This is a genomic window from Helicobacter sp. MIT 11-5569 (genome assembly GCF_000765695.2).
Lineage (GTDB): Bacteria > Campylobacterota > Campylobacteria > Campylobacterales > Helicobacteraceae > Helicobacter_D.
In genome coordinates this window covers 361,405-387,799 of record NZ_JRPB02000001.1, presented here as the reverse complement: position 1 = coordinate 387,799, position 26,395 = coordinate 361,405, and the positions used below count along the sequence as shown (strand labels likewise).

General features: G+C 34.2%; 23 protein-coding genes. 4 read left to right on the top strand and 19 right to left on the bottom strand.

All coding sequences use genetic code 11. The features are described from left to right. The 6 genes from LS70_RS01905 to ccoG form a co-directional block, all read right to left on the bottom strand. Positions 1-915: a lipid A biosynthesis lauroyl acyltransferase gene (locus LS70_RS01905; RefSeq protein ID WP_034288529.1), complete on the bottom strand. Its 915-nt coding sequence runs from the start codon at positions 913-915 to the stop codon at positions 1-3. After that, positions 909-1,907, bottom strand: a complete 999-nt coding sequence (gene waaC, locus LS70_RS01900; RefSeq protein WP_034288532.1) for a lipopolysaccharide heptosyltransferase I — start codon at positions 1,905-1,907, stop codon at positions 909-911. The genes LS70_RS01905 and waaC overlap by 7 nt, the downstream gene beginning before the upstream one ends. Further along, on the bottom strand, positions 1,904-3,388 hold the full coding sequence (locus LS70_RS01895) for a Ppx/GppA phosphatase family protein (RefSeq protein WP_034288535.1): 1,485 nt from the start codon (positions 3,386-3,388) through the stop codon (positions 1,904-1,906). The genes waaC and LS70_RS01895 overlap by 4 nt, the downstream gene beginning before the upstream one ends. Before the next feature lie 11 nt (positions 3,389-3,399). Next, positions 3,400-3,651, bottom strand: a complete 252-nt coding sequence (locus tag LS70_RS01890; RefSeq protein WP_034288538.1) for a YfhL family 4Fe-4S dicluster ferredoxin — start codon at positions 3,649-3,651, stop codon at positions 3,400-3,402. Positions 3,652-3,778: 127 nt separating this feature from the next. Beyond that, positions 3,779-4,855, bottom strand: coding sequence for an AI-2E family transporter (locus LS70_RS01885; RefSeq protein WP_236096406.1), 1,077 nt, complete (start codon positions 4,853-4,855; stop codon positions 3,779-3,781). Positions 4,856-4,907: 52 nt separating this feature from the next. After that, a complete protein-coding gene (ccoG, locus tag LS70_RS01880) occupies positions 4,908-6,272 on the bottom strand; it encodes a cytochrome c oxidase accessory protein CcoG (protein WP_138109298.1) in 1,365 nt (454 codons plus the stop codon). 172 nt (positions 6,273-6,444) lie between these two features. Here ccoG and rpsU point away from each other — a divergent pair, with 172 nt between their 5' ends. Further along, the gene (gene rpsU, locus LS70_RS01875; protein ID WP_006803152.1) at positions 6,445-6,657 is read left to right on the top strand and encodes a 30S ribosomal protein S21; all 213 of its coding nucleotides are present in this window, start codon (positions 6,445-6,447) and stop codon (positions 6,655-6,657) included. Positions 6,658-6,719: 62 nt separating this feature from the next. Here the strand turns inward: rpsU and LS70_RS01870 are convergent, their stop codons facing one another. The 3 genes from LS70_RS01870 to cysK form a co-directional block, all read right to left on the bottom strand. Next, positions 6,720-7,835 carry an Mrp/NBP35 family ATP-binding protein gene (locus tag LS70_RS01870; RefSeq protein ID WP_034288542.1) on the bottom strand — a complete coding sequence of 372 codons (1,116 nt, stop codon included), beginning with the start codon at positions 7,833-7,835 and terminating at the stop codon, positions 6,720-6,722. A gap of 16 nt (positions 7,836-7,851) precedes the next feature. After that, positions 7,852-9,225, bottom strand: a complete 1,374-nt coding sequence (thiC, locus tag LS70_RS01865; RefSeq protein WP_268902937.1) for a phosphomethylpyrimidine synthase ThiC — start codon at positions 9,223-9,225, stop codon at positions 7,852-7,854. A 332-nt stretch (positions 9,226-9,557) separates the two neighbouring features. After that, entirely contained in the window at positions 9,558-10,475 is a 918-nt protein-coding gene (gene cysK, locus LS70_RS01860; protein WP_034288549.1) for a cysteine synthase A, read from the bottom strand. Between the two features lie 224 nt (positions 10,476-10,699). Between cysK and acnB the strand changes: the two genes are divergently transcribed. The 3 genes from acnB to LS70_RS01845 all read left to right on the top strand — a co-directional run bounded on the left by acnB (position 10,700) and on the right by LS70_RS01845 (position 16,707). Next, the gene (gene acnB, locus LS70_RS01855; RefSeq protein ID WP_034288552.1) at positions 10,700-13,246 is read left to right on the top strand and encodes a bifunctional aconitate hydratase 2/2-methylisocitrate dehydratase; all 2,547 of its coding nucleotides are present in this window, start codon (positions 10,700-10,702) and stop codon (positions 13,244-13,246) included. Positions 13,247-13,444: 198 nt separating this feature from the next. After that, the gene (locus LS70_RS01850) at positions 13,445-14,467 is read left to right on the top strand and encodes a cytochrome-c peroxidase (RefSeq protein ID WP_034289283.1); all 1,023 of its coding nucleotides are present in this window, start codon (positions 13,445-13,447) and stop codon (positions 14,465-14,467) included. A gap of 206 nt (positions 14,468-14,673) precedes the next feature. Next, positions 14,674-16,707: a cache domain-containing protein gene (locus LS70_RS01845; RefSeq protein ID WP_034288555.1), complete on the top strand. Its 2,034-nt coding sequence runs from the start codon at positions 14,674-14,676 to the stop codon at positions 16,705-16,707. A 65-nt stretch (positions 16,708-16,772) separates the two neighbouring features. On the opposite strand, the gene LS70_RS01840 is transcribed toward LS70_RS01845, so the two are convergent. The 10 genes from LS70_RS01840 to LS70_RS01795 form a co-directional block, all read right to left on the bottom strand. Then, entirely contained in the window at positions 16,773-17,678 is a 906-nt protein-coding gene (locus LS70_RS01840; RefSeq protein WP_034288558.1) for a DUF2156 domain-containing protein, read from the bottom strand. Between the two features lie 41 nt (positions 17,679-17,719). Next, a complete protein-coding gene (locus LS70_RS01835; RefSeq protein ID WP_034288561.1) occupies positions 17,720-17,971 on the bottom strand; it encodes a hypothetical protein in 252 nt (83 codons plus the stop codon). Beyond that, complete coding sequence (gene fliS, locus LS70_RS01830) at positions 17,958-18,335, bottom strand: flagellar export chaperone FliS (RefSeq protein ID WP_034288564.1); 378 nt, start codon at positions 18,333-18,335, stop codon at positions 17,958-17,960. Before fliS ends, LS70_RS01835 begins: the two co-directional genes overlap by 14 nt. Before the next feature lie 9 nt (positions 18,336-18,344). Then, positions 18,345-20,444, bottom strand: coding sequence for a flagellar filament capping protein FliD (fliD, locus tag LS70_RS01825; protein ID WP_034288567.1), 2,100 nt, complete (start codon positions 20,442-20,444; stop codon positions 18,345-18,347). A 19-nt stretch (positions 20,445-20,463) separates the two neighbouring features. Beyond that, positions 20,464-20,862, bottom strand: a complete 399-nt coding sequence (locus tag LS70_RS01820) for a FlaG family protein (RefSeq protein WP_034288570.1) — start codon at positions 20,860-20,862, stop codon at positions 20,464-20,466. 210 nt (positions 20,863-21,072) lie between these two features. Beyond that, on the bottom strand, positions 21,073-22,398 hold the full coding sequence (locus LS70_RS01815; protein ID WP_034288573.1) for a murein hydrolase activator EnvC family protein: 1,326 nt from the start codon (positions 22,396-22,398) through the stop codon (positions 21,073-21,075). 9 nt (positions 22,399-22,407) lie between these two features. Then, entirely contained in the window at positions 22,408-23,214 is an 807-nt protein-coding gene (locus LS70_RS01810; protein WP_034288576.1) for an FtsX-like permease family protein, read from the bottom strand. Further along, entirely contained in the window at positions 23,201-23,869 is a 669-nt protein-coding gene (locus LS70_RS01805) for a cell division ATP-binding protein FtsE (protein ID WP_034288579.1), read from the bottom strand. The genes LS70_RS01810 and LS70_RS01805 overlap by 14 nt, the downstream gene beginning before the upstream one ends. Continuing rightward, on the bottom strand, positions 23,869-25,101 hold the full coding sequence (gene trmB, locus LS70_RS01800; RefSeq protein ID WP_034288582.1) for a tRNA (guanosine(46)-N7)-methyltransferase TrmB: 1,233 nt from the start codon (positions 25,099-25,101) through the stop codon (positions 23,869-23,871). The genes LS70_RS01805 and trmB overlap by 1 nt, the downstream gene beginning before the upstream one ends. Before the next feature lies 1 nt (position 25,102). Next, on the bottom strand, positions 25,103-26,344 hold the full coding sequence (locus tag LS70_RS01795; RefSeq protein WP_034288585.1) for a fibronectin type III domain-containing protein: 1,242 nt from the start codon (positions 26,342-26,344) through the stop codon (positions 25,103-25,105). Positions 26,345-26,395: the final 51 nt, after the last annotated feature.

Here is a 26,395-nt window from a genome sequence, read left to right as displayed (position 1 = left end):
CTAATGCTGATAAATTTCTGGATATTGGTTTTTAAATTTTTTATGAAACCATAGCCACTCTTTTGGGTTTTCTCTAATGATTTGCTCTAAAACATCACTTTGTAGTTGGGTTAGATTTTGAGTATCTTCTTGTAAATCTTGTGTTTTTTGAAACTCTAAAGGGGGCAAAGTTTTAATCATAATTTTACGATAATCTTTAGAATAATGGGCAAAAGCATGCACAATCTTAGCATTATATTTCAAAGCTAAAATAGATGCAATAGGAGTGTGGCGGACATTTTTGCCAAAGAATTTGACAAGCAATCCTTCACTTTCAGCGGTGTTTTGGTCTGTTACGATTCCTATAACCCCTGTTTTTTTAAGTGTGCGAATCAAGCCGCTTGCTGCACCTTTTTTATCTAAAATTTCAATATCAAACCGCGAACGCACTTTTGTGAGATAAGCATTAACGATAACACTTGGAGTCATTCTAGCAACAGCAGTTATGTTATGATTAAAAGTGCAACTAAAGGCTGGAGTTGTGTATTCCCAATTCCCAAAATGTGCAGTTACAAAGATGATTTTTTCACCTTGTTCTAGGAGTTTTGTAATAATTTCTGGTTTATCAATACAAATTGTATCTAAAACGCGTTTTTTGCTACTAACTCCAAGCATAAAAAAATGTATGCTGTTATACACTAAGTTTAGATAATTTGTGGCTAAAATCTCTTGTTTTTGTTCTTGACTTAGGGAGTTGTTGTAGGCAAAGTCTAAGTTGTTTAGTAAATCAAATTTGCGTTTGGAATCTAAAAGAAATAAAAGATATGCGATTCCTTTTGCTAGGTTAAAGCGCAAGAAATGTGGCATATACAAAAAGAAATAGCCTAAAGTATCTAAGAGAAAAAAAATAAGTTTTTGTTTTAGGGTATTTAGCATTGCATGTCCTGTTGTAAAAGCTTTTCTGCAAGCTCTAAAATCGCAGTTGCTTTTAATGTATGCAGACTAAAATCATTTTTGTCGTATTTTGCATTTGGGTTTGCGCTTAGATGGAGATTATAAGCTGTATCTAGGTTAAAACGCTCTTTGGGTGTTGCGCCAAAAAGCGTAATAGAAGGGCGTTTGAATGCCCAAGCTAAATGTGTGATTCCAGTATCTCCGCCAATGATTAAATCCATTTGTGCAATAAGGCTTTTGATGTGTTTAAGCTCTAGGTTGTGCGCGTGATAAAACTGCGCTGTATTTGGAATCTCTTTAGAATCTTTGGATAAAAATATTGGCGTATATCCTTTGGCATTTAGCAATTTTGCAAGCTCCAAAAAAGATTCTAGGGGATAGGTTTTGTTTGGCTTTGAAGTCTCAAGAACACATAAAATATTTTTACCTTTTTGGAGAAAAGGAAATTGCATAGGGGTAAAACCCAAAAAAGGCTCGCAGTGTTTTAAGGATTCTAAGTTTGGAATCTCTAAAGCAAATGCGCCAAAAGCTAGAGTGGCATTGCGCAATAAAATATGCTCTTCATAAGAAATGGGGATTTTAGTTGAATAAAAAAGCTTTGCAAGCGATTCTTTTGGAGTTTGGAATCCAACACTTCTTTTTGTGTGCAAACATTTACTAAGCAGGGCTGATTTTAATAAACCTTGCATATCAAGCACAATATCAAAGGATTCCTTTTTTAAGGTTTTATAGATATTAAAAAGTGCTTTAAAATCTTTTGTTTTTATGGCTTTTTTAAGGGGTAGAGAAACAAGAGTGTCGATATAGGGAGAATCTTGCAAGATTTCACTAAAAATAGAATCCACATACCAATAAATTTTTGTTTCATAATGCTCTTTAAGGGATTCCAAAAGAAATGGCAAGATGCTAGCACTATGGATAATATCTCCCATAGCACTTAAACGCACAATCGCCATTTTTAGCGGTGGTTTCATCGCAAATCTTTAAAAGCACTTGCTAAAACAAGCTGTGAAAATGGACTCGGAAGAGGGAATTTTTCTAGTTTTTCTTGCACGATATAAGAGATATTTGGGTGTATGATTTGCAAAGTGTATCCATTTAAGCTATTAAAAAGAACAAAATGAAAATCTTTTGGGTTTTCATTTTGGCTTAGAATCTCACTTAAACCGACAAAAAAACTAAGGATTCTTAGGGTTTGTAAGTCTGGAAGCAGCTCTAAAAAAGGCAAAGAATCTGGAATCTTTTTAGAAGCAAAGCGCACAAGAGTGGCAATAAGCAAGCGGTCTTGATGGCTTAAACCATAGCTTAAAGCGTTTAATAAAATATAATCACTATGGTAGCTTTTTTCATAAAAATTTAATGCGATTCCAATGTTACAAAGCTCCGCGCTAATGCTTAAGTGTTTTTTGAAAACATGTGGAATCAAGGCTAGATTTTCTTGCGCGCTAAAAAGACGCATTGCTAAAAGCTTTTGAAGATTAGATTGTGTTGCATTTTTTTGGAATCTGTCTTTTAGATTACGCACGCTTGGGTTAAAGTTTGGTGGAAAATGCCCATTTTCATTGCGTAATAAATCATTCAAAAAAACACCTTCTCTTACACCAGCTCCGCTTGTAATAACTTTTTCTGCACCAAAGTGCAGTAAGCATAGGTTAAAAATAAGTGCTCCTCCTTGAATAGAATCAACGCGATCTTCTTTGATTCCTAATTTTGGCAAATCATTAGGCTTTGCAGAGTAAATTGCTTGGAAAAACTCTGTATGGTCAGAGAAATCATACTCAAATGCGTGCAATGTATCAAGGGGGTATTGTATGTATTTTTGAATACTCTTGCTAAGTGCTCTTGCAGTGCCACCGATTCCAAAAATACGCTTATGTTGGAAATGGCTTGGAATATGGGAAAGTGCATTTTGGACAAATTCTTTTGCACCCTTTAAATCCCCCTTATCAAAAAAAAGTTCTTTTAACCGAATAGTTCCAAGCTCTAGGGAAATTTTATCAATGATTTTATGGTTTTCAATCAGTGCGCATTCTGTGCTGCCACCACCAATATCAATAGTAAGACCGCCCGTATAAGGCAGAAGGTTAAGCGCGCTTAATGCACCAAAATACGCCTCTTGTTCTCCTGTTATGACTTTAATCTTAAGTCCGATTCCTCTTGCAAGTTTTAAAAATTCTGCTTTGTTAGGAGCATCACGCACAGCAGAGGTAGCTACGCATAGAATCTTGCGCGCTTTATGGATTTTTGCAATGTATAAAAAATCTTTTAATGCACAAATTGCACGCTCCATCGGTTTTGGTTGTAGGTAGCCATTGTGTGCATAACTAGATTCTGAAATTCTTACTTTGCTTTTGGTTTCATAAAGTAAATGGAATCCTAAATGGCTAGTTTTTTCAAAAATAGCCATACGTGCAGAGTTTGAGCCAATGTCGATAATGGCAGTAATTTTCGCCATTTTATATGCCCTTAATCTTCTTGGTGCATTTGCGAATGCTTAAATTTTAATTCTTCAAGCGTTTCGACATTATCAGGATCTGGAATAATCGCATCAACTGGACAAACAGATAAACAAGCGGGTTCATCATAGAAGCTAAAACATTCTGTGCAACGTTCAGGGTCGATAATATAATAAGGATCTCCTTCTTCAATTGCTTCATTAGGGCATTCTTCTCTACAAGCATCACAAGCAATACATTCTTCATTAATCATTAATGCCATAAATAACTCCTAAGTTAAAATAAACTTTAGCTTTTAACTAAAAGATTCTAAAAAAAAACTTAAAAAATAAATCAATCCTAAACGATTTTGCATTTGTTGGTTTAATCTATAAGTAACAATTCAATATTTATTTAGTTTTATGGGGTTGCACAAGTGTTTTGTAGATTCTAAGCAATGCAATAAAAAGTGCAGTGATTGCTGGTCCTAATACGATTCCCCAAAAACCAAAGCTCGTTAGTCCAGCAATGATTGCAAAGAAAATGAGCATTTCATTGATTTGAATAGGAGTTTTAATCAGAACATGGTTAATAAAAGTAATAATGAAAGGCTTAACGCCATTATCAGCTAAAGTTGCAATAATGATAATAGAGTAGAGTGCAATAATAATTGCATTTGCGTAATTACCTAAATAAAGTTCATATCCAGCAATAGGAAGCCATACAAGTGTGCCTCCAACAACAGGCACAAGTGAAGCAAACCCGTAAAGAACTGCTAATAGATATGCGTTATATCCATAAAATAACATTAAGATTCCAAATAAAGCTCCTTGCAAAAACATTGAAAAGATAGAAGAATAAAAAACAACGCTAATTACCGCACTGACTTCATTATATAAAGATTGTGTTTGTGCGTGGTCAAAGGGAATAAGCTCTAAAAAATAATGTCCTAAAGCATTTCCATAGTAATAAAAAAAGAATAAAAATACTAAAATAAATAGTGTATCACTGACAAAATAAAAACTATTTTTAGAAGCTTTAGCGATAAGATTTATTCCTTGTTTTACAACATCTCCCCATTTTATTGCATGGAATTGCTCAAGCAATGCGTTAGCTTCGTTTTGAATAGTTGCTGGTAAATAAGAGAGCAAGTCTTTACTAAAGAGTGTTAAGCGCGTTTGGATATCAAGTAGAAAATTTTGAAAATTTCCTAAATCTAAATTTGTCGCCATATTTGCAAGGCTTAATAAAATATAAAAAATTGGCACAAAACAGAGTGTTATTAAAAATATAAGCATTAAAGTAGAAACGAGTAATGGAGATTTAAAGCGTTTTAAAAGTGCGCAGTAAATATTTTGTGTCGCAATAAAAAGTAAAAATGCAATCAAAAGATTCATCAAAAAAGGCATATAGAGCTTAAAAAGTGCTAAAAAAGTAAGCGTAAAAGCTATAAGAAAGAAGTAGATTCCACTACTGCGCATTTGCATAATTGTCCTTGAAAATTAGAATCGCAAAGTTTTTAGCTTTGCAATTCTTAAATTATTTGATTTCTTTGCTAGGTGGATAGATAAATACACTTTTGCGATGCACTTCAATTGGCGTTTTGCTATCAAGCGCGTAAGCTTTGATTTGTAGCGGAATATGTGTATTTATCTGGGAATCTTCAGAAAGATCCTTATCAGTATAGAGTGTAACAGGTTGTTTTTGTTTTTCTCCTGCTTTAATCAAAAACGGCTTGCTTGGTCTTTTAATTTTAATTGCGTCATTGTTTTCAATAGCGAAGTAAAACTCATAATCTTCTTTGCTTGTATTTTGGAATAAGAAGATATAAGAGTTTTCTACAATATGATTATCACGAATTGAGAGTTCCCCACGATTAATATTTAGTAGCATACTTTCTTTTGTGGAGCTCATTGCCAAAAGTCCCACAAAGACAATCGTAAGCGCAACAACATAAGCGATTGTTTTAAAGCGCATATAGCGCACATTTTTTCTCTCTTCGATACTTTGTGGGCTTGTCCAAGAAATTAGTGTTTCTTTGCCAAGTTTTCCCATTACACGCGTGCAAGCATCTGAACATTCAAGGCAATTTATACATTCTAGCTGCATACCTTTTCTAATATCAATATGTGTAGGACAAATTTTCACACAAGCTTCACAGCCGGTGCATTCTGCATTTGGAGTTTCTGGCTTTTTCCAAAGTTTGATTCCTTTTGGGTCAAACACAGCTCCACCGCGCTTATAATCATACACTGTCATAATCGTATCATTGTCATATAAAACACTTTGCACACGACTATAAGGACACATATAAATACAGAAATTTTCTTTGATAAAGACGACATCAGCAATTAAAAAAAGTGTGATTCCAAGTAAAAAAATGAATAAATATTTATGCTCTAGCGGGTTTTGGATATAAGTAAAGAAATCCGTAGGCGGCACGAAATACCACATAAAATTTGAAGCAGCCACAAGTGCCAAAAATGCCCAAACAAGAATCGCAATCATTTTTTTAACCTTATTGCTACCTATACTCATATCAGGTTCTAATTGGCGATTTTCTATGCGTTTTCTTAGGTGTAGAATTTTTGTTTCTAGTAAGTCCCTATACAAAACGCGGAATATTGTCTGCGGACAAGCCCACCCGCACCAAACACGCCCTGCAAGTGTGGTGAGAAAAAAGATGGATAAAAACATTAAAATTAGCAAAAATGGCATTAAATAGAGCTCTTGCATATCAAAAGCAACTCCTAGTAAATGCAATTGTTTGTGGTCAAAAGAAAGAAGAAAAATTTGATTGCCATTAATTTGTATGAAGGGAATTGAAAAGACTAAGATTGTTGTAATAAAATACATTACATAGCGTTTTTTGAAGTATTGACGCATTTTTATTGCTTGCTCCATAAGTACTCCTTGAAAGATTCTATAATTTTGCAATACTAGCACTTTGAAAGTAAAAAATAGCAAAAAAAATTAAATTTATATTCCTGTAATGTGATTTTTTTACATTTTAGTGCATTTTTATGTTAGAATTGCGTGCTTTTTAGCAATATTTTTTAAAAAGGTGGTGATTTAGATGCCAGGAATTAAAGTTAGGGAAAACGAATCTTTTGATGATGCGTATAGAAAGTTTAAAAAACAAGCAGATAGAAACCTTGTTGTAACTGAAAGTCGCGCAAGAAGATTTTTTGAACCAAAAACTGAAAAGCGTAAAAAGCAAAAAATTAGCGCACGCAAGAAAATGCTTAAACGCTTATATATGCTTAGACGCTACGAATCAAGGCTCTAATTACATTAGGATTCCAATTTTTGGAATCCTAGCTTAGAATATTTATTTTTAAAGGCAAAACCTTAAGAAGAACAAGCAGATTTTCCTGTATCTACGGGTTGAATCGCGCTATTATCTGCGAGTTTTTTAGTATTGACTTCTTCTATAAAATCCCATAATTCTTTTGCAGCTTTAAGATACTCTTTTGCAGATTTAGATTCTGGTTTGAAATAAACAATTGGCTTTCCGCTATCTCCTCCCTCACGCACAATAGGTTCAATAGGAATCTGTGCAAGTGTTTTTGTGTTAAAATCTTTGGCGACTTGCTCTGTTGTGCCTTTGCCAAAAATATCATATTCTTCACCACAATTTGGACAGATAAATCCACTCATATTTTCAATAATTCCTGCCACAGGAATTTTAAGTTTTGCAAACATATCTAAAGCTCTTGCACCATCATCAAGAGCGACTTTTTGCGGAGTAGATACAGCAATACCTGCTGTTACAGGAACACTTTGTGCTAGCGTTAGTTGTGCATCTCCAGTTCCCGGTGGCATATCAATAACCATTACATCTAAATCCCCCCATATAACATCACTTAGCATTTGCTCAATTGCGCGGATAATCATCGGACCGCGCCAAATAAGACTTTGTCCTTCATCATATAAAACACCCATAGAAATCATTTCGATTCCATAAGCCTGCAATGGAATTAGTTTTTTGAGTTTTTGATCAACTTCTGGTTTGTCTTTTTCTAAACCTAACATTCTAGGCACATTTGGACCATAAATATCAGCATCTAACAATGCAACTTTTTTGCCTTGCTGTGCCAAAGCAATTGCAAGATTAACGCTTGTTGTAGATTTTCCAACACCACCTTTACCGCTGCTTACCATTACAAAATTTTTAATTTGTGGAGCAAGATTTTTTGTGCCTTGTGGTTTTTGTGTTTGCGCTTGTGGTTTTGGTTGCTTAATATCAAGATTGATTTTTGAGATTCCTTGTGCATTTAATTTTTGTGTGATGTTTTCACGCAATTTTTCTGCAACTTCAGGCGAAGCGGAAGGAATCTCTACGCGGATTGCTACAGAATCTCCTTGTGTAAGTGTTTCTTTGACAAAGCCAAAGGTTACAATGTCTTTTTCAAAATTTGGATAAATCACTTCTTTTAAAAGTTGGATTAGTTGTTCTTGATTCATAATATTCCTTTAATAATTAACTGTGCTGTTCGACAATTTCTTGTGAAATTTTGTAACTACAAAATTTTGGTCCGCACATTGAGCAGAATTTCGCGTCTTTAAAAACCTCTTGCGGCAGGCTTTCGTCATGGTATTCACGCGCTCTATCAGGATCTAATGCAAGTTCAAATTGCTTATTCCAGTCAAAATTATAGCGCGCATTACTCATTGCATCATCTCTAAGTCTTACTTTTGTTCTTCCTCTTGCAATATCTGCGGCATGCGCAGCAATTTTATAAGCGATAATTCCCTCGCGCACATCTTTTGCATTTGGCAAGCCTAAATGTTCTTTTGGTGTAACATAACAAAGCATTGCAACGCCTTTCCATGCAGCAATAGCCGCGCCCATAGCTGAAGCAATATGATCATATCCTGCTGCAATATCTGTAACAAGTGGTCCTAGCACATAAAAAGGTGCTTCATGGCAAAGCTCTTTTTGTAATTCTACATTGCGTTCAATCTCATTCATCGGCACATGACCGGGTCCTTCAATCATAACTTGCACATCTTTTTCCCATGCTCTAAGAGTGAGCTCTCCTAAGACTTTAAGTTCTCCAAGTTGTGCTTCATCGCTAGAATCCGCTAAACAACCTGGACGCAAGGAATCTCCAAGACTTAAAGATACATCATATTTTTGACAAATTGCCAAAATATCATCGAAAGCTTCATAAAAAGGATTCTGCTTGTGATAGTGCATCATCCATGAAGCCATTAAGCTTCCACCACGACTAACAATTCCCATTTTGCGTTTTGCAAGACGCGGCATATGCTCTAGCAAAAACCCACAATGAATCGTAAAATAGCTGACACCTTGTTTTGCTTGACGCTCCATAACTTCTAGCATTTTATCAATCGTTAATGCGTTAATATCATTTTTAACATCATGCAAAATCTGATAAATAGGCACTGTTCCAATAGGCACACTAGAATGTTTAATCACTGCTTCTCTAATGGAATCCAAATCCCCACCTGTGCTTAAATCCATAATTGTATCTGCGCCATATTTAATAGAAATAAGAGTTTTTTGCACTTCTTCATCAATTGAGCTTGCAAGCGCAGAGCTTCCAATGTTTGAATTAATTTTTGTGCGTGTTGCGATTCCAATTCCCATTGGTTCTAAGTTTGTGTGATTGACATTTGCAGGTAAAATTAAGCGTCCTTTTGCAATTTCTTTGCGCACAACTTCAGCATTTAGATGTTCTAAATTAGCAACATATTGCATTTCTTCGGTAATAATACCTTTTTTTGCATAATGCAATTGCGTTTTTATCGTATCATTTTTTCGGGATTCTACCCATTTGCTTCGCATAAAAGCTCCTTTTTCCTTATCTTGAGTAAGGTTTGGTCTTATAATTTTTAGATTATATAGGGTGGTAAGGTAGCAAAATAAAAATAAATTCTAGCTTTTCTTTTTATAAAATTCTTTAAAAGGTTAAAATAAAGTTTCAAAAATAAAAAAATGGAATCTACTTTGATTATTAAATAGTATTAATAAAACTTTAGAAGTATAAGAAGGGAGAATATTAATTTTTTTAAAAAAGGGGGGAGGTAAAATCAAGAACCAAGCCAAAGCTAATTTAAGCTTGGCTATTTTTCAGATTCTTTATCTTAGTGATATTTTTCAAATGGGCAACATAATTATACAAAGTGTTCATTAGATTTGTAAGTGATAATGTTACCTTATTACTCTGCATAAAGTTCTGTGCTTAGGTAGCGTTCTCCTGTATCGCAGAGAATCGTAACGATATTTTTACCCGGATTACTTTTTGCAATTTCGCGTGCTGCCCAAAGATTTGCTCCGCTTGAGATTCCAACTAAAACACCTTCATTTTTTGCAATTTCGCGTGATTCTTTATAAGCCCATTCTACATCAACTTTTAAGATTGCATCAATTAAATTTCTATCTAATGTATCTGGAATAAATCCTGCCCCGATTCCTTGAATCTTATGTGGTCCTGGTGCTTCACCGCTTAATACAGCAGAATTTATTGGTTCTACGGCAATGACTTGAGCATTGGGATTGCGTTGTTTTAAAACAGAACCTACACCGCTTAAAGTTCCGCCTGTTCCAACTGCAGAGATAAAAATATCAACTTTATTTTCTAGCGCATCTAAAATTTCAAGCGCAGTGTGCTCTCTGTGCGCTTTAGGGTTTGAAGCATTTTGAAATTGTTGCAAGATAATAGAATTTGGTGTGCTTGCTTGTAATTCTGTGGCACGATTTACTGCACCCTTCATTCCTTGTTCTTTTGGAGTTAAAACAAGTTCTGCACCAAGTGCAGCCATAAGTCGTCTGCGCTCAATACTCATAGATTCTGGCATTGTAAGAATAAGCTTTATGCCTTTTGCGGCACAGACTGCGGCAAGACCAATTCCTGTATTTCCACTTGTAGGCTCAATTAAAATTGTATTTTGATTGATTGTTCCACTTTGCAGAGCATCTTCAATCATACCAAGTGCGATTCTGTCTTTTACAGAGCTTGTAGGATTAAAAAATTCACATTTTGCATAAATGTTTGCCCCGCATTCTTTGGATAATTTTTCGAGCTTTAAAAGTGGTGTATTTCCGATTGCCTCTGTGATGGAATGGATAATTTTCATAGAATATTCCTTTTTCTTGAAGTGATAAAGCAATCTTTTTAAAATATTATAACTTAAAATAAATTTAAAAATTTTAAGGTATTTTGAAAAGTTGAGAAAAAATACAATTTTACACAGCTTTTTAAAAAAGATTAAAAAATATTTATCTAAATTTGCGCAAATGGATAGAAATTCTTGTATTATTGTTAGGTTGAAATAAACCCAAAATTAAAGGAGATAGGCTAATGAATTTCTTTGAAGAATATGATAAGCAAGTAAAAGAGCGCGCAAAGCAAAATATTCCACCTTTGCCACTAACAAAAGAGCAAGTGCTTGAAATGATTGAGCTATTAAAAAAAGGGGAACGTTCAGAGGAATTGATAGAATTGTTATCAAATCGTGTTAGCCCCGGAGTTGATGAAGCTGCGAAAGTTAAAGCAGAATTCTTAGATTCTATTGTAGAAGGTAGAGAAAAGATTAATGGAATCTCTAGCATTGAAGCGGTGAAGTTACTTGGAACAATGCTTGGGGGATATAATATTAATCCTCTTATTAAAGCACTGAAATCTAGCAATGCAGAGTTAGCAAAAGCTGCTGCGGAGGCTTTAAAACATACATTACTTGTTTATGATGCTTTTAATGAAGTTGTAGAAATCTCTAAAAGTAACACTTATGCAAAAGAAGTGTTGGAATCTTGGGCGAATGCAGAATGGTTTTTAAGTAAGCCTGCATTAGAAGAAAAAATTACAGCAGTTGTTTTTAAGATTGATGGAGAAACAAATACTGATGATTTAAGCCCAGCAGGAGATGCTTTTACGAGAAGCGATATTCCTCTTCACGCACAAGCAATGTTGAAGGCTAGAACTGAAAATGCTTTTGGTAGAATCGAAAAACTAAAAGAAAAAGGTTATCCACTTGTGTATGTGGGTGATGTTGTGGGGACTGGAAGCTCAAGAAAGTCTGCTTGTAACTCGCTTGTATGGCATATGGGGCGTGAGATTCCATTTATCCCAAATAAAAAGGCTGGTGGATTAGTCATTGGAAGCGTGATTGCTCCAATTTTCTTTAACACTTGCGAAGATAGTGGGTGTTTGCCAATTATTGCTCCTGTTACAGAATTAAATGAAGGAGATGTTATTGAAATTTATCCTTTTAAAGGAGAGATTCATAAAAATGGCGCAGTGGTATCAAAGTTTGATTTAAAACCAACAACACTTGCAGATGAAATTCGTGCAGGCGGGCGTATCAATTTAATTATTGGACGCGGGCTAACAGCAAAAGCTAGAGAAGCTTTAGGAATGCCAGAAGAGAAAATCTTTGCAAAACCTGCACAGCCAACTTCTAGTGCAAAAGGCTTTAGTTTGGCGCAAAAAATGGTAGGACGTGCTTGTGGAGTAGAGGGAGTTTTACCCGGAACATATTGTGAGCCACGCGTTAGCACAGTTGGAAGTCAAGATACTACAGGTGCAATGACTAGAGATGAAGTTAAAGAACTTGCTTCTTTAGGCTTTAGTGCAGATTTTGTATTGCAAAGTTTCTGCCATACTGCTGCTTATCCAAAACCTGCTGATGTGAAGTTGCATGCAACATTGCCACAATTTATGAGTAGTCGCGGAGGTGTTGCTTTGCGTCCGGGTGATGGTGTTATCCACTCTTGGCTAAATCGTATGGTATTGCCAGATACAGTTGGAACAGGTGGGGATTCTCATACGCGATTCCCTATTGGAATTAGCTTCCCAGCAGGAAGTGGATTAGTTGCTTTTGCGGCGGTTACAGGCTCTATGCCATTAGATATGCCAGAATCTGTGCTTGTGCGCTTTAGTGGAAAATTACAGCCGGGAATTACTTTGCGTGATTTAGTCAATGCGATTCCTTATTATGCTATTAAGCAAGGTTTGCTAACAGTTGAGAAAAAAGGAAAGAAAAATATTTTCAGCGGTAGAATCTTAGAGATTGAAGGTTTGCCAGATTTAAAAGTAGAGCAAGCATTTGAGCTTAGCGATGCGAGTGCTGAACGCAGTGCAGCAGCATGTAGTGTGGCATTAAACAAAGAACCAATTATTGAATATCTCAAATCTAATATCACATTAATCAATGCGATGATTGAAGCGGGTTATCAAGATGCAAAAACTCTCCAAAGAAGAGCGCAAAAAATGCAAGAATGGATTGATAATCCTGTGCTATTAAAAGCAGATTCTAATGCAGAATATGCAGCTGTGATTGAAATTAATCTTAATGAAGTAACAGAACCGATTTTGGCTTGTCCAAATGACCCTGATGATGTTGCAACGCTTAGTGAAATTTTAAGTAGCTCCAAACGCCCACATAAAGTTGATGAAGTTTTTGTGGGAAGCTGTATGACAAATATCGGGCATTATCGTGCGCTTGGTGAAGTTTTGCGCGGAGAGGGAATGGTTCCAACAACACTTTGGGTTGCGCCACCTACAAAAATGGATGCAAAACAACTTACAGATGAGGGATATTATTCACTCTTTGGAGCAGCTGGAGCTAGAATAGAGATTCCGGGTTGTAGTTTATGTATGGGAAATCAAGCACGCGTTAGGGATAATGCGGTTGTGTTCTCAACTTCTACACGTAATTTTGATAATCGTATGGGAAAAGGTGCGCAAGTTTATTTGGGTAGCGCAGAGTTAGCGGCAGTTTGTGCATTGCTTGGTAAAATTCCAACAAAACAAGAATATTTGGATTTGATTCCTAGAAAAATTGAAGGAAAAGAATCACAAATCTATCGCTACTTAAATTTTAATCTTTTACAAGATTATACTTTATAGTAATATTTAGCCTAAAGGATATTTCTTTAGGCTATGTTACAAAATCTCTCATCTTGGTTAAATTTATTTTTTCTTTAATTTTATAAACAATAAAATCATCTTTTTTAATGCTTTTTCAAATTGAATATTGCTAGAATCACTCGCGATTATTTAATAATCAATTTTGTGTATTAAGGAGTTTTCGTGAAGCGATTTATTATGTCGTTATCTACGCTTGTTGTTGTTTCTGCATTGACGTTAAATGCAGCAGATTCTAATTTGCTTCAAAGCGCAAAAGATAATGGACTTGTTCCATTGCCTAGTAATCAAAGTGAAGTTGAGGCAATCTTTAAAGAGATGAATCTAAAATTTACGCCTTTTTCTGAAGAAAAAGCAGAACTTGGTAAAAAATTGTATTTTGAGCCACGCCTATCAAAAAGTGGTTTAATTTCTTGTAATACCTGTCATAATTTAGGTATGGGTGGAGCAGATGGAATCTCTGCAGCTGTTGGACATAAATGGACAGCAAATCCTCATCATCTTAATTCTCCTACTGTGTATAACTCTGTTCTTAACTCTGCGCAGTTTTGGGATGGACGCTCTGGAACATTAGCTGACCAAGCTAAAGGACCTATTGAAGCAGAACCAGAAATGGCTACTCCTGCAAAACTTGCAGTAGAGAAAATCTCATCTCTACCAGAGTATAAGGCAGAATTTGAAAAAATCTATGGCAGAAAAGGAGTAACATTTGATAATATTGCTGATGCAATTGCAACTTTTGAGCGCACTTTGATTACTCCTTCACGTTATGATGCATTTTTAAAGGGAGATGAAAAAGCTTTAACAAATGATGAGAAAAAAGGCTTACAAGTTTTCATCGACAAAGGTTGCACAGCTTGCCATACAGGACCAAATCTTGGTGGATCAATGCAAGCTTTTGAAGTAGCAGGTAAATATAAATTTGCAAATCTTGGGGATTTCAAAGGTGATGCAAATGGAATGGTAAAAACACCAACATTGCGTAATGTTGCTGAAACTGCACCATATTTCCATAATGGAGCGGTTTGGAGCTTAACAGAAGCAATCAAAGAGATGGGAAGCATACAATTAGGTATTGAGATTTCTAACAAAGAAGCACAACAAATTGCAACTTTCCTGAATTCTCTAACAGGTGAGAAACCACAAATTATTTATCCTCAACTTCCAGTTTCTACTGAAAAAACACCAAAACCAGAACTTTAAGATTCTGTATAACTTCGGGTTTTTTCCCCGAAGTTTTTCAGCTTTTGTATAAAATTCTACCTTAAGATTCTGTTTTTTTAAGAATCATTTTTAGCTTTATTTATCAATTTTTTACAAATCTAGGATTTGATATTAGGTAAAATTGGCATTATTTCAGATTATATTGCTATAATTGTAAAATTTTATTAACAAACAAGGATAATTCAATGGAGCAATCAGTCGTCAATATCCTAAGCAACTATGTTCCGATGGTGCAACGCTATCAGTCCCAATTCTCATCATTAAATACTTTGTTGAGCAAAACAACTTTAACAGGAAAAATCAGTTCTCTTGATATTGCTGAAAATTTGTTTGATTATATGGAGAAAACTCAAGAAAAATTTGAGAATCTTCAAGACGAATTAATCCAAACAATTATGGAGCAAAATTTTTATAACGCATATGAAGAGGCGCAAACTTCAGCAAAAGTAATTGGTGATATGCTAGGAATGTTTGTTAGGGGGTGTCATGAAAGTATCTTGGAGCTTTCTAGGAATAATGCGTTACATAGTTTTGCGGTTGATTATATAAGTGCGACAGAGAAAGAAGCGTCAAAAGCATCCTTTGATGCGATGATTCAGATTTTACAAAATTTTGGCAAAAACTCTCAAAATTCTTATAAAGATATTTTTTGTTTTGCAAATGATGGAGCACAATTAGGGCGTATAAAATTTGTAGGAGATCAAGAAAGCAATACAAAAACAAAGCTCCAAAATGTATTAGATGGTGGTAAAGAAAAATCTTATATGGAATATTGCCAAAAAGTTGATTTTTATTATGTTAGAGAAGATGTTGCAGATGAAAAGTTGGAATTATTTTTTACGATTCCATTACGCACAAACAAGGAAATGGCTCCAAGTGTGATTGCAGTGTTTGTTGTTAATATTCAAGAAAAAGTTAAAGAGATTTTAGGGTATTTTCCTTACCGCTTGCCTCAAGGGAATTTGCTTGTAACAGATGACAAAGAACGTGTTGCGTTTTCTGATAATGCAAAAACATTTCCTGTTGGACAGGTTTTAGCATTTAATAAGTATCAAGAATATACTTTTTTGGAGAATCGTGCAAAAACTTGTATGGTAGCATTTGGAAGAGTGAGTGGGCTAGACCATTTAGAGAGTGTAATTAAGAATTGTAGTATTTGTAGAATCGTGCCTTTATATGTTGCGTTTGATGCGAAGCGTCAAATTAATAGAGAGATTAGCGATGAACTTTTGGAAAATTCTTTGCTTGTTGCTGAAGATCTTGAGCGTGTAATTGCAGAAGGTGAAAATATTAATGAAGAACTTGGTGATGTAGTAATTAATGGAGAAATTATCGCTTCAAAAAGCCACTCTTATGCGTTAAATCCGATTCTTAATAACATTAGAATTTTAAGTGAAGAGATGAATACGCTATGTATTCAATCAACAGAAGAACTACAAAAGGGCATCTATGGCGCATTGTTTAATATTGTAGAATATTATTCTAAATATCTTGTTTTAGCAACTGATAAATTATTTGCAAAGGCAATTGAAGATGTCAATCAAGTTTGTAATAATTTAGAGTTCATAGAATACCTTGGCAAAATTGGGCAAGAAGCAGCTGTAGATTCTGAAGTTAAGGCACATTTAGCTTCTTTAGAACAAGATTTTGAGTATTTTTATAATGTAGCATTTTTTGACAAAGATGGGACAATTTTACAAAATGGGTTAGATGACAATACACTCAATAAAAAGAAAATTAATTTTTCTGGAGTAGCTGGAAGTGATGTTATTGTTTCTAATTTTGAGCCAACTTTTTTATACGGCGACAAGCCAACGATATTAATGTATATGTATCTTAAAGATTCTGCGCATCATTTGCTAGGTGGGCTTGTGTTTGTGCTTGATTTTGAAAAAATTCAAGATTTTTTAAATCAAGTATTACCTAACGAATCTACAATTATTTCTGAAAATAGTGAGATTTTTAGTATTGTTTTTAACGATTATAAAAATGTTTTGGCTACAACTAAACCTGATTTTGATTTTGAAGAGTTTTCACAAAATGAAATTATTGATTTTAAAAATCTTAAAAAAATGAATCAAATTATGAAAATTGGACAAAAACACTATCTTATTTGTAGTGATATTTGTAATCCACAACAAAGCGTATATACAGAATATACAAGGAGGTCTTTGCATGCTATGATTTTTGTAGCAGTTAAAGAGGATAAGGTCGATTAAGTTTTGGGAAGCTAAGGAGTTTAACTCTTTGGATTCCATTAGTGGTTGTTAAAGTTTTTCAGATTCTAAATATTTTTTAAAACAGCGTCAAATTTTTGCTGTAAATAAAGGGGTTGATAGGATTGTTTTGCTTTTCTTAAGCCTTCAATTCCTAAGTCTTCTTCTCGATTAACAAGCTTATAATCACTCCAAGCATTTGCTAAAAACTCTCTGTTGATTGCTTGATAAGCCCCTTGAAATTCAATATCAGCTTTTTCTATATGAATAACAACTGTGTCTTTATTGAGTGGTTCTCCAAAACTAAAGGCGATAATTTGTCCATCTACACGTAAGATTCCACCTTGAAAATCAAGATTGTTAAATGCTCTTAGGGATTCTATAATTCCTACATATTCATTGCGCAATCCATCACTTGCAACATCATTAATTTTTCCAAACCAAGCTTGATAAGTGTTAATGAGTTCATTGATATTTTGGCTATCAAGAGCCTCATAAGTAAAAGCATAGCGTTCTACAAAGCGATTGAGGTGTGTTTTTTTCTTATGATATTTTTTTCCTTTTAGCTCGATAAGTTCTGGGATAGAATAAATATAATCACTGCGATCTTCTCTATAAATAAAATCAAATGTATCTGGCATAAGCTTTTCTAGCTCTTCTTTATCAACTTCACTTAAGGAGTGGATTGAAAATCTTAAGCCTTTGCCTTTGCAAGATTCCATAATCTGCAAAATGGTTTGTTTTTTGGCATTTAAATCATTGTTTTTGTGAATAGGATAAAAAATAAAGGGATTTTCATCTGGATATTGTGTTTTAATCACAAGGCATTCATTAAGAATTATATAACTAATATGTCTTGCATAGTGCCAAAGGTAGAGATTTGTAAAAGTTAAATCTGAAACTAAAATAGAGTGTGAAGCAAAGAAGCTAGTTAGCAACTCTTTATCTTCAATATCAATTGGTTTCCATTGCATAGAAATTTCTCCATAAAAAAGAGAAATTTTAGCTCAAAACTTTAAAAAGATAAATTAAGTTGAGAAACTTTTTCTTCTTTGGGAAGAAAATTTCTAGTTTGTTTGAGTTTGCGCATTTCAACACCTAGTTTTTCTTTTTGTTCTTTAGCGTATTCTGTGATTTGCTCCATAATTGCTAAAGCTTCAAACATTTCATCACGTGTTTTGAGAGTTGGTAAATTATCTAGCAACTCACCCATTTTGTTATCGTTTTTATTTAAATATGCTATTTTTAATTCATTAAGCCAATTCATGATTTACCTCTTTCCAAGCTTCTAATAAGCCTTTTGTTACTTTGATAACAATATCAATTTTTTCTTTGTTGTTTTCCATATTTGCCTGTGTTAAAAGCTTTATTTGGTGTGTGTAAAGCCCAGTTAGATAATGTGCTACTTGCCCACCTTTCTCATAATCTAATGAGCTTAAAAGCTCTACAAAAATATCTGTAGTGCGATTAATGTAGTAAATTTTTTTCTCAATATCTTGTGAGTCAATACTGCGTTTTGCCATTGAAGCAAAACGTAAAATCCCTTCATAAAGCATTTCTACTAGTCTTGCAGAAGACTCCACAGCTACAGAATTTTGTTGATATGAGTTATAAGCTAAATTTCCTTTCATTTTAAACCTTTATGAGTTCATAGATTGTTGAATCATTTGCTGAACAACATTAGCTTGTTGTTGTGATTTGGCAATTAATTGGTCGTATGCTGACCATTTAGAAGCCAAAGTTTCATAACGCGTATCAATGCTTTCTTGTGTAGAAGTTTTATCTTTGCTTAACGTGTTATGTTCATTTTTTAGGCTTTGTTCTAGCGCGTTAAGCGTTGCTTTGTCTCCTGTGATTAAACCATCCATTGTGTTGCGCAATCTTGTAAAGACTCCATCGACTTCTTTGGTGTTTCCATTTACTGTGCTAGTTGTGCTCCTAAAGAAAGAAATTGCAGCTTCTGGGTCTTCTTTATAGACTTTCTCAAATTTTTCTTTATCAAATTTAAGTGTTCCATTGCTAGTAATTTTGCCATTTTCATCTGTGCTCATACTTATACTGATTCCGAATTTTAACAAGTTGTTACCATTGACATCATTGGAGTTGATGATAGAATTGAGTTGGCGTATAATACTGCGCATTTCGCTGTTTCCATTAAACACCCCTGCAACTTTTGTTGTTTCATCATATTTCACAAGTTCTTGAATTTTGTTATAGACTTCATTATAATTTTTAACGAAGTCTTCTAATGCTTCAGAGATTCCTTCATCATTACGCGAAACGCGCACGGTAACTTCTTTGTTTGCTTCAGTGATTGCTGTGAGTTCCAAAGATAGACCAGAGACAACATCATTAATCTCATTTTTACTGCGCTCAACTTTAATCCCATTATAGGTAAATTCTGCATTTTGTGCTTTTTGGATATTTGTGATATCCATCTCTTGCATAAAGCTTTGAGAAGAGGCAAAAGTTCCAGCCTGTAATCCTATGGCTTCCAAAACTTTTGCTTTTTCTGCATCATTGTTACCTTCTGCACTGATTATAATATTGTTGCCATCATTGCTATTTAAAACTAGCTTACCATCTTTTACGCTAGCTGTAACTTTTCCGCTTAAGTTGGCATTTTGATTGATAGCTTCTGCAATTTTTTCTGCATTGTCTTTACCTAAGGTTTCACTAAAAGTGCTTAAATCAATTTTTTCTCCATTAATTGAAATTGTCCCATTTAGCTGACCACCAGCAATGCTTTTGTTGCCTGTGATTAAATCTTTTTTTCCAGCACTTTTATTGACAAAGCCTAAATCTGTATCTATTTCACTTGTTCCTGCTGCACCTTGCATTTTAATATCAGTTGTTGTGATATTAATCGCGCCACCTTTGGAGTCATTAAAGATAAGCCCTTTTCCTGTGCTGTTTAAGCCAATAGTAATTTCGCCACTATCTATTTTATCCTTTAAGTCTTTTAGACTAGAATCATTTTCTATTTTTTTATTAATTGCTTCTAAGACAGCTTTTGCATTATCTTCTGCGGTATTTCCAAGCTTGCTTTGGACATCTGTAGCCATATCCAAAGTAATTTTTTTACCACCAATTTCAATATCAAGTGTTCCGCTTTTAATATGACCACCGGGCATTGCAGCACTTTGTAGGGTTGTTCCAAAATAGATTTTATTATCTTTTCCGGATTCTTTACTTTGAATCATAAGGCGATAAGGATTATCACCACCTGTTTTCATTATAATCCCCATAACAGCACCGTCTGTTGCATCGGTAATACTTTGAGAAACTTCTGCAAGCGTAGAACCAGCTTTAACATCAATGCTATAACTTGTGCCATTATGGTAGAAGTCGATAGTTGTGTTTTTGTTTGTAAAAATACTATCTCTTGATGCAAATTGCATTCCTACTTGATTCACATCATTTTGGGCAAGTTGATTAACATTAATTTTAATATCTTGGATTGCTAATCCTTCTCCTGCAGTTGCTTTAACTCCACTTCCTTCTACAGTGGTTTTACGTTGTTGATAAGTGCTAAAGTCAGAAAGTTTCTTAAAGCTGCTATTAAGAGTAGTCATCATTGTTGTTAGAGAAGTAAGCTCTTTTTGTTTTTCTAAATTTTGCTCTATCTTCTTAGTAATAGGATCAACTCTCCATTTAACTTCTTGGTCTTTCATTTGGTTAATATAATCCCAACTTAAGTTACTTCCGATTCCTAAAACAGCCATAGATCCTAAAGCCATGATAATCTCCTTATAAAATTTATGCTTGCTCGTTGAAAATAGTTCCAACGACTTCTTTCATTTTCTTCATCAATTCCATTGCTTCATCGCTTGGAATCTTGCGGATAACGCGATTAGTATCACGCTCACTCACTGTTATATATAATCCTTCAATATCTTCGTTGAAGCTAAATGTAACATTTGTATTTAGAGGATTCAACTCTCTATTTAATTGTTGTGCTAACTCATTTAGCTTTTCCTTTTGCTCTTGAATTTTTTGCCCTTCACTTAATTGATCTATTTCATTTTGGATCTCTTGTGTTGTTGTAGGTGCTTGTGCCACCTGTGCCCCGTTTCCACTACTTGCTTGTTGCTGTTGCGAGTAAGAAACGCTATTTTGTGTGCTAGCAATATTCATTCCAATTCCATCAATATTCATTTTTTACCCTCCTTGTGAATGGATATGATTACAAAATTATTACATTAATGCAATAAATGCAATAAATGCAATAAATGCAATAAATGCAATAAATGCAATAAATGCAATAAATGCAATAAATGCAATAAATGCAATAAATGCAATAATTACATAGTATATCGGATATTTTATTTAAAAACTAATAGCTAAAATAGAATTTTTGTAAAAAAATTAAATATTTTTTGCGCTAATTAATTCAAGAGGGTCAATATGTTTATCTTTTAGCGTTACTTCAAATTTTAGCGCATTATCTACACGTCCTATTGTATAGCCCTTTTTTACTGCGCGTCCGGGTTTTATCGTTGGGGCGATTTTGTCAAGTTGCGCATAAATTGTGTGCATATTATCTTTATGTTCAATAATCACAACACGTTTTAAAATCGGTGTATCTTTAGCAAAAACAACTTTGCCATCAAGCACACTTTTGACTTTGTCATCACCTTTTGGGGCTAGTGTTACGGATTCGTTAAAAACTTTTATTTTATAGACAGGGTCAAAATAAGGTCCAAAACGTTTTTCAATCGAGAAATTATCAAGCGGAGCAATTGTTTTTGAGCCTTTGTATTTTGTGGTGCTAATATCGTGATAAGAACTTGCAATTTGGCGGACATCAAATCCATCAGAAGCTTTGATTGGCTCTTTAGTAGAAGGTTTTGTGGCGGATTTTACTTCGCTTTTTGGGGCAGTGTTTTGTGTATTATTTTTTGCTGCAAGTTTTTCTTCTTCTTTACGTTTAGCTTCTTCTTTGGCTAATGCTTCACGTTTTTTGCGTTTTTCTTCTTCTTGGCTTTTTAGGATATTGAGATTGACTAAAATATCTTGCACAGTATCGCGCTCTTTAGCGATTTTTTGAAGTTCATTATTGTATTTTGTGATTTCTTTTTGATAGTTTGCAATAAGAGTATTTTGTTTGTTTTGTAATTCTTTGAGTTGTTTGCGTTTTTTATTTTCTGCATCAATAAAGCTTTTTAGCTGTGCAATTTGAGTTTGGAGACTATGTAGAGTTGCGATTGCTTCACTTTGTTTTGTGCTTAATTCTTTAAGATGTGTTTTTGTAGTCTCGCTTAGTGTTTTAAAGCTTTCTTCTGTGATTAAATCTTGAATAGATTCTGGTTGAAAGTCATTGAGTAAAATAACAAAAGAAATATCTTTTAAGATTAAATCAATCATTTCAAGTTCAATTTTTTTGCGTATTTGGAATAAAGAATCTTGATTATTTGTTAGATTCTTTATCATAGCTTGTTTATCTTTATATTCTTTTTGGTTTTTGGCTATATTTTGTTCGCTTAAAATAATAATTTGTTCTAAATCTTTGCTTTCTTTTTCTTGTTTATTAATAGCATCTCCTAGTTCTTGGAGTTTAGCATTAATTTGTTCTGTTCTTTTCTTTTTGTTCTCAAGTTTTGTTTTATTTTGGCTAATTTCTTTATTAATATCTTTTTGGTCTGCTCCTAAAAGTATGCTAGCAACTATAAAAATCATTAGCCAAATGCGCATAAATCCCCTTTAGTCTTTTTGCTGTAAGCTTACAATCCATACAGCAATCAAAGAGAGTGTAAGCCCTGTGAGTAAAAGCACAATGGAATCTAAAATCGGGGAGAAAATCTCTGGATTTAATCCGAGTTCTTGAAAAAATATAAGCAAGGACGGATTTTGTGAAATATAAAATAACCCCCCAGCAACGATTAAGGTCGCAAGGATTGTATCAATACAAGCTAAGCGAAACAACACTTGCGAGCGCATCCACAAGGGCGCGCCAAAGAGGGTCATAATTTCCATTCTTTCAATATGTTGGAATTTCCAAATTTCAATTTGTTTAAACATTAAAAGTAGGCTGATTAATGCAATAAGACTTGAAAAAATCATAATACTACCATTAATAATTAAAAGAAGTTGATAAATTTGATTATGGCTTTTGGTAAAGGTTTCAATGCGCACGATTTCATCAAAGCTTTCTAATGCTTTTTGGATAGCAATCAAACGCGCATCACTTGGGTATTGGTTTAAGGTTAGAGAATAAAAGTTGGGAAGAGATTTTTTAAGTAAAATAAGATTGGCTTGACTAATATTATTTTTTAGGCGGTCTAAGATGATTTGCGCATCAATTGGATTTAAAGATTCCGCTTCTGTGATTTTATTGCGTAAAGATTCTAGAGATAACTCTTTTTTGCTTGCTAGAATGATTGCGTAATTTTTCCCGAGTTTGCTTTCATAATCACTAAGCGTGCGATTAACTAATAAAATGCTCTCAAGCGCAAAAAGTAGCGCAACTAATGGAATAATTAAACTTAAATGATTTTTAAGAGAGTTCATAAATTACCCCCTCTTCAATATGGAAATGCCTATAATGCACTCCTAGTGCTTCTGGAATCCTGTGTGTAACAACAACAACAGTAATGCCAAGCTGCGTATTAACGCCTCTTAAAAGATTCCATATCACTTCAGAAGAGTAATCATCTAAGTTTCCTGTTGGCTCATCAGCTAAAATCAAAAGAGGATTATGTGCTAAAGCGCGCGCCATTGCGACACGTTGCTGTTCTCCTCCGCTTAATTCTAAGGGATATTTGCTACCTTTATGAGAGAGCTTAATATGTGCGAGAAGTCTATCGGTTTGTGCTTGAGAGGATTCCTTAGTAAAACCCCCAATCATCATAGGGAGCATAACATTTTTTTCGACATTGAAATCTTTAATGAGTTTATAATCTTGAAAGATTATCCCTAAATGTCGGCGTAAAATTTCAATATTTTTTTTGTTTGCTTTAAACATTTCTACGCCGCAAACTTCTAAAGAACCGCTTTTTAAAGGTAAATCACCATACATTGAGCGCAATAATGTGCTTTTGCCACTTCCACTTTGTCCGCTTACAAATACAAATTCTTTAGGATAGATATTAAAGCTTGCATTTTTAATAATAATATCATTTTTGTAGCCTAGATTAATATTGCTTGCATGAATGATAGGATCCATTATGATTCCTTAAAGTGACTAGAGATACAAGCACTTAAGAGATTATGCGCTTTGTGGTTAATTTTAGAGGGCAAAGGATTGCTTTTAAAATAATGTAGTTTAGAATCTTGTATCACATAGCGCGTTTCTGGATAATTAAAATCTCCAAAAGCAATTTTGATTAAGCTATTGTTATTGCTTAAGAAAATTTCTTCAAGATTTAAAAAATAATCTTCTTTAACAAATTTTTTAGATATAAAATCTTTTGGCTTTAAGGAAGTTTCAAAATCAAAACCAAAATCTAATGCGCGCTCTTTTGAAGTTTGTAGGGCAAAACATTCTAAGTTGTAAATATCTTTTTGGTGTCTTAGCCACCGCGCTTCATATTTGCTAATAATTTCCTCTTGTAGATTTTTTTGCGATTCTACTTTAAAAGATTCTGTAAAATCTTTCATCAAATCTTTTACAAAAGTGAAATATTCTAAACTATCGGTGCGTAGCTGTAAATGCCCATTTTGTTTTAATACTCTTGCGCTTTGGGTTAAAAATGCGTGGCTAAAGATTCTGCGATGAGGTTTTTTATCCCAAGGGACGGGAAAATGCACAAAAATTTTATCCAATACATTAGAGGGGAGCAATTCCAAAAAAATACGCGCATCAAAGGCAAGGATTAAAATATTATCTAATGCTTGGATTCCTATTTGCCGCGCGACTTGTTCTAAAGAAGGGTGGTGGATTTCAAGCCCTAAATGTAAGATATTAGGATTCTCTTTTGCGTTATGTAGCAAATGTCTTCCGCTTCCAAAGCCAATTTCTAGCCAAATTTCTTCAAAGTTGCGTTTAGATTTTGTGCATATTTTTTTAAATAGTTCTTTAAAGTCTAAAAAATCATTAATATCTTTAATAAAAGGGAGTTTGTATTCTGGGGTTATGGTGTTGCGGTTTAAGTTGTGTGTGATAATGGAATCTTGCATTTGCATAAGAATCTCAAGTGCGTTTTTAATGATTTCTATTGGTGCAATACGTGAATGTTTATCAAAGCGCACAAGACTTTCTTTTGGAGTTTGTTTAATCTCTAAGAAAAATTCTTTGGGTTGCGTGTTGTTGTTTGGAATAAAATGGACATGCAGTAGGGATAAATTTGGGTGCCTTAAAGAAGTAAAGAGTTCCAAAAAATTAAACTCTCCAGCACTATGTATGCTAGTGTAGGGGAGATTTGGAAGATTTAATTTAGAAGTTTTAAAATGTGGCATATTATTTTGGCAAAGATAAGGTAACTTCTTCTGAAGGTTTAGATTCTAAACCATTCTCATCAACGGTGCTTACGCGGTAATAGTATTTTTCTCCAGCTCTAATTTCTCTATCAATAAATTCTGGAGTTAGCACTTTATTGTAGCGCAGTGTTTCTCCAAATAATATGGAATCCTTTTTATACACAATGTATTCCTTTGCGCGGTCGTCAGTTGGCACCCATTTTAGCACAACAGAGTCGTTTTCAATACGTGCGTAGGTAATGCTTGGAGGATTTGGAATCGCAAGTGTTGCTCCAGTAATTGGTCCGCTCTCAAGGCTGTCGATTCCATCTTTATCTGTGGCGATGATTTTATATTGGTATTTTTCACCATCTTTTTTAATGGAATCTTGATAAGAGGTTGTGTTGCTTGGCAATGTGGCAATAGTGCTAAAGAGACTTGAAATAAAGCTAGAGCGCAAAACTTTGTAAGAAACTACTTCTTTATTAGGGTGTAAATCCCAACTTAGAGTAATTTGTTTGGGTTGGTCAAGTGTCGCGCGAAAATTCGTTATTGGTTGTGGTTTTGGTTTTGTAGTAGCACTTACGATTGAAGATGGCAAAGAGAGAGAATTTTTAGCATTATAAGCGAAGACTTGATAAGTGTAAGTCGTCCCATCTTCTAAATTTGTATCAAGAAATTCCACAAGCAAACGATTTTTGATTTTTCCTATTTCTTTCCAAACCCCATTTTTATCTTTGCGTTGCACAATATAACCTACAACGCGTGGGTCTTGGTGAGGATTCCAAATCACTTTGACTTTACGCGGATAGTTTCCGATAGCTTCTGCATAAGTGATTGCAGAGATTGATAATGTTGTTGCAGTAACCGCAGGAGAATAAGAGGAAACATTGCGATTTTTATCAAAAGTGGCGAAATAATAAGTATATTGTGTGCCAGCTTTTAAGTTGTTATCTGCATAATGTGTATTAAAACGAGAATCTAATGTGGCAATTTTCTCAAAATTTTGCGCACTAGCTTCTTTACGATAGATATAATATCCCATTACGCTTGGGTCTTGCACAAGTTCCCACTCAAAAGCAATCGCATTGACATCACTTAAAACGCGAATATCACTTGGTGGCGTTAGATTGCTATTGATTGTTGGATTGTTGCTAAAAGTCGTGCTGCTACAACCACTAAAAAACATAAAAAATAAGCTTAAGATTCCACTTAGAACATATAATAAAAGATTCTTGTGCATAATAGATTCCTAATTTCTTGCAAGTTTTAAAGTTGCTTATTTTAGCATAAA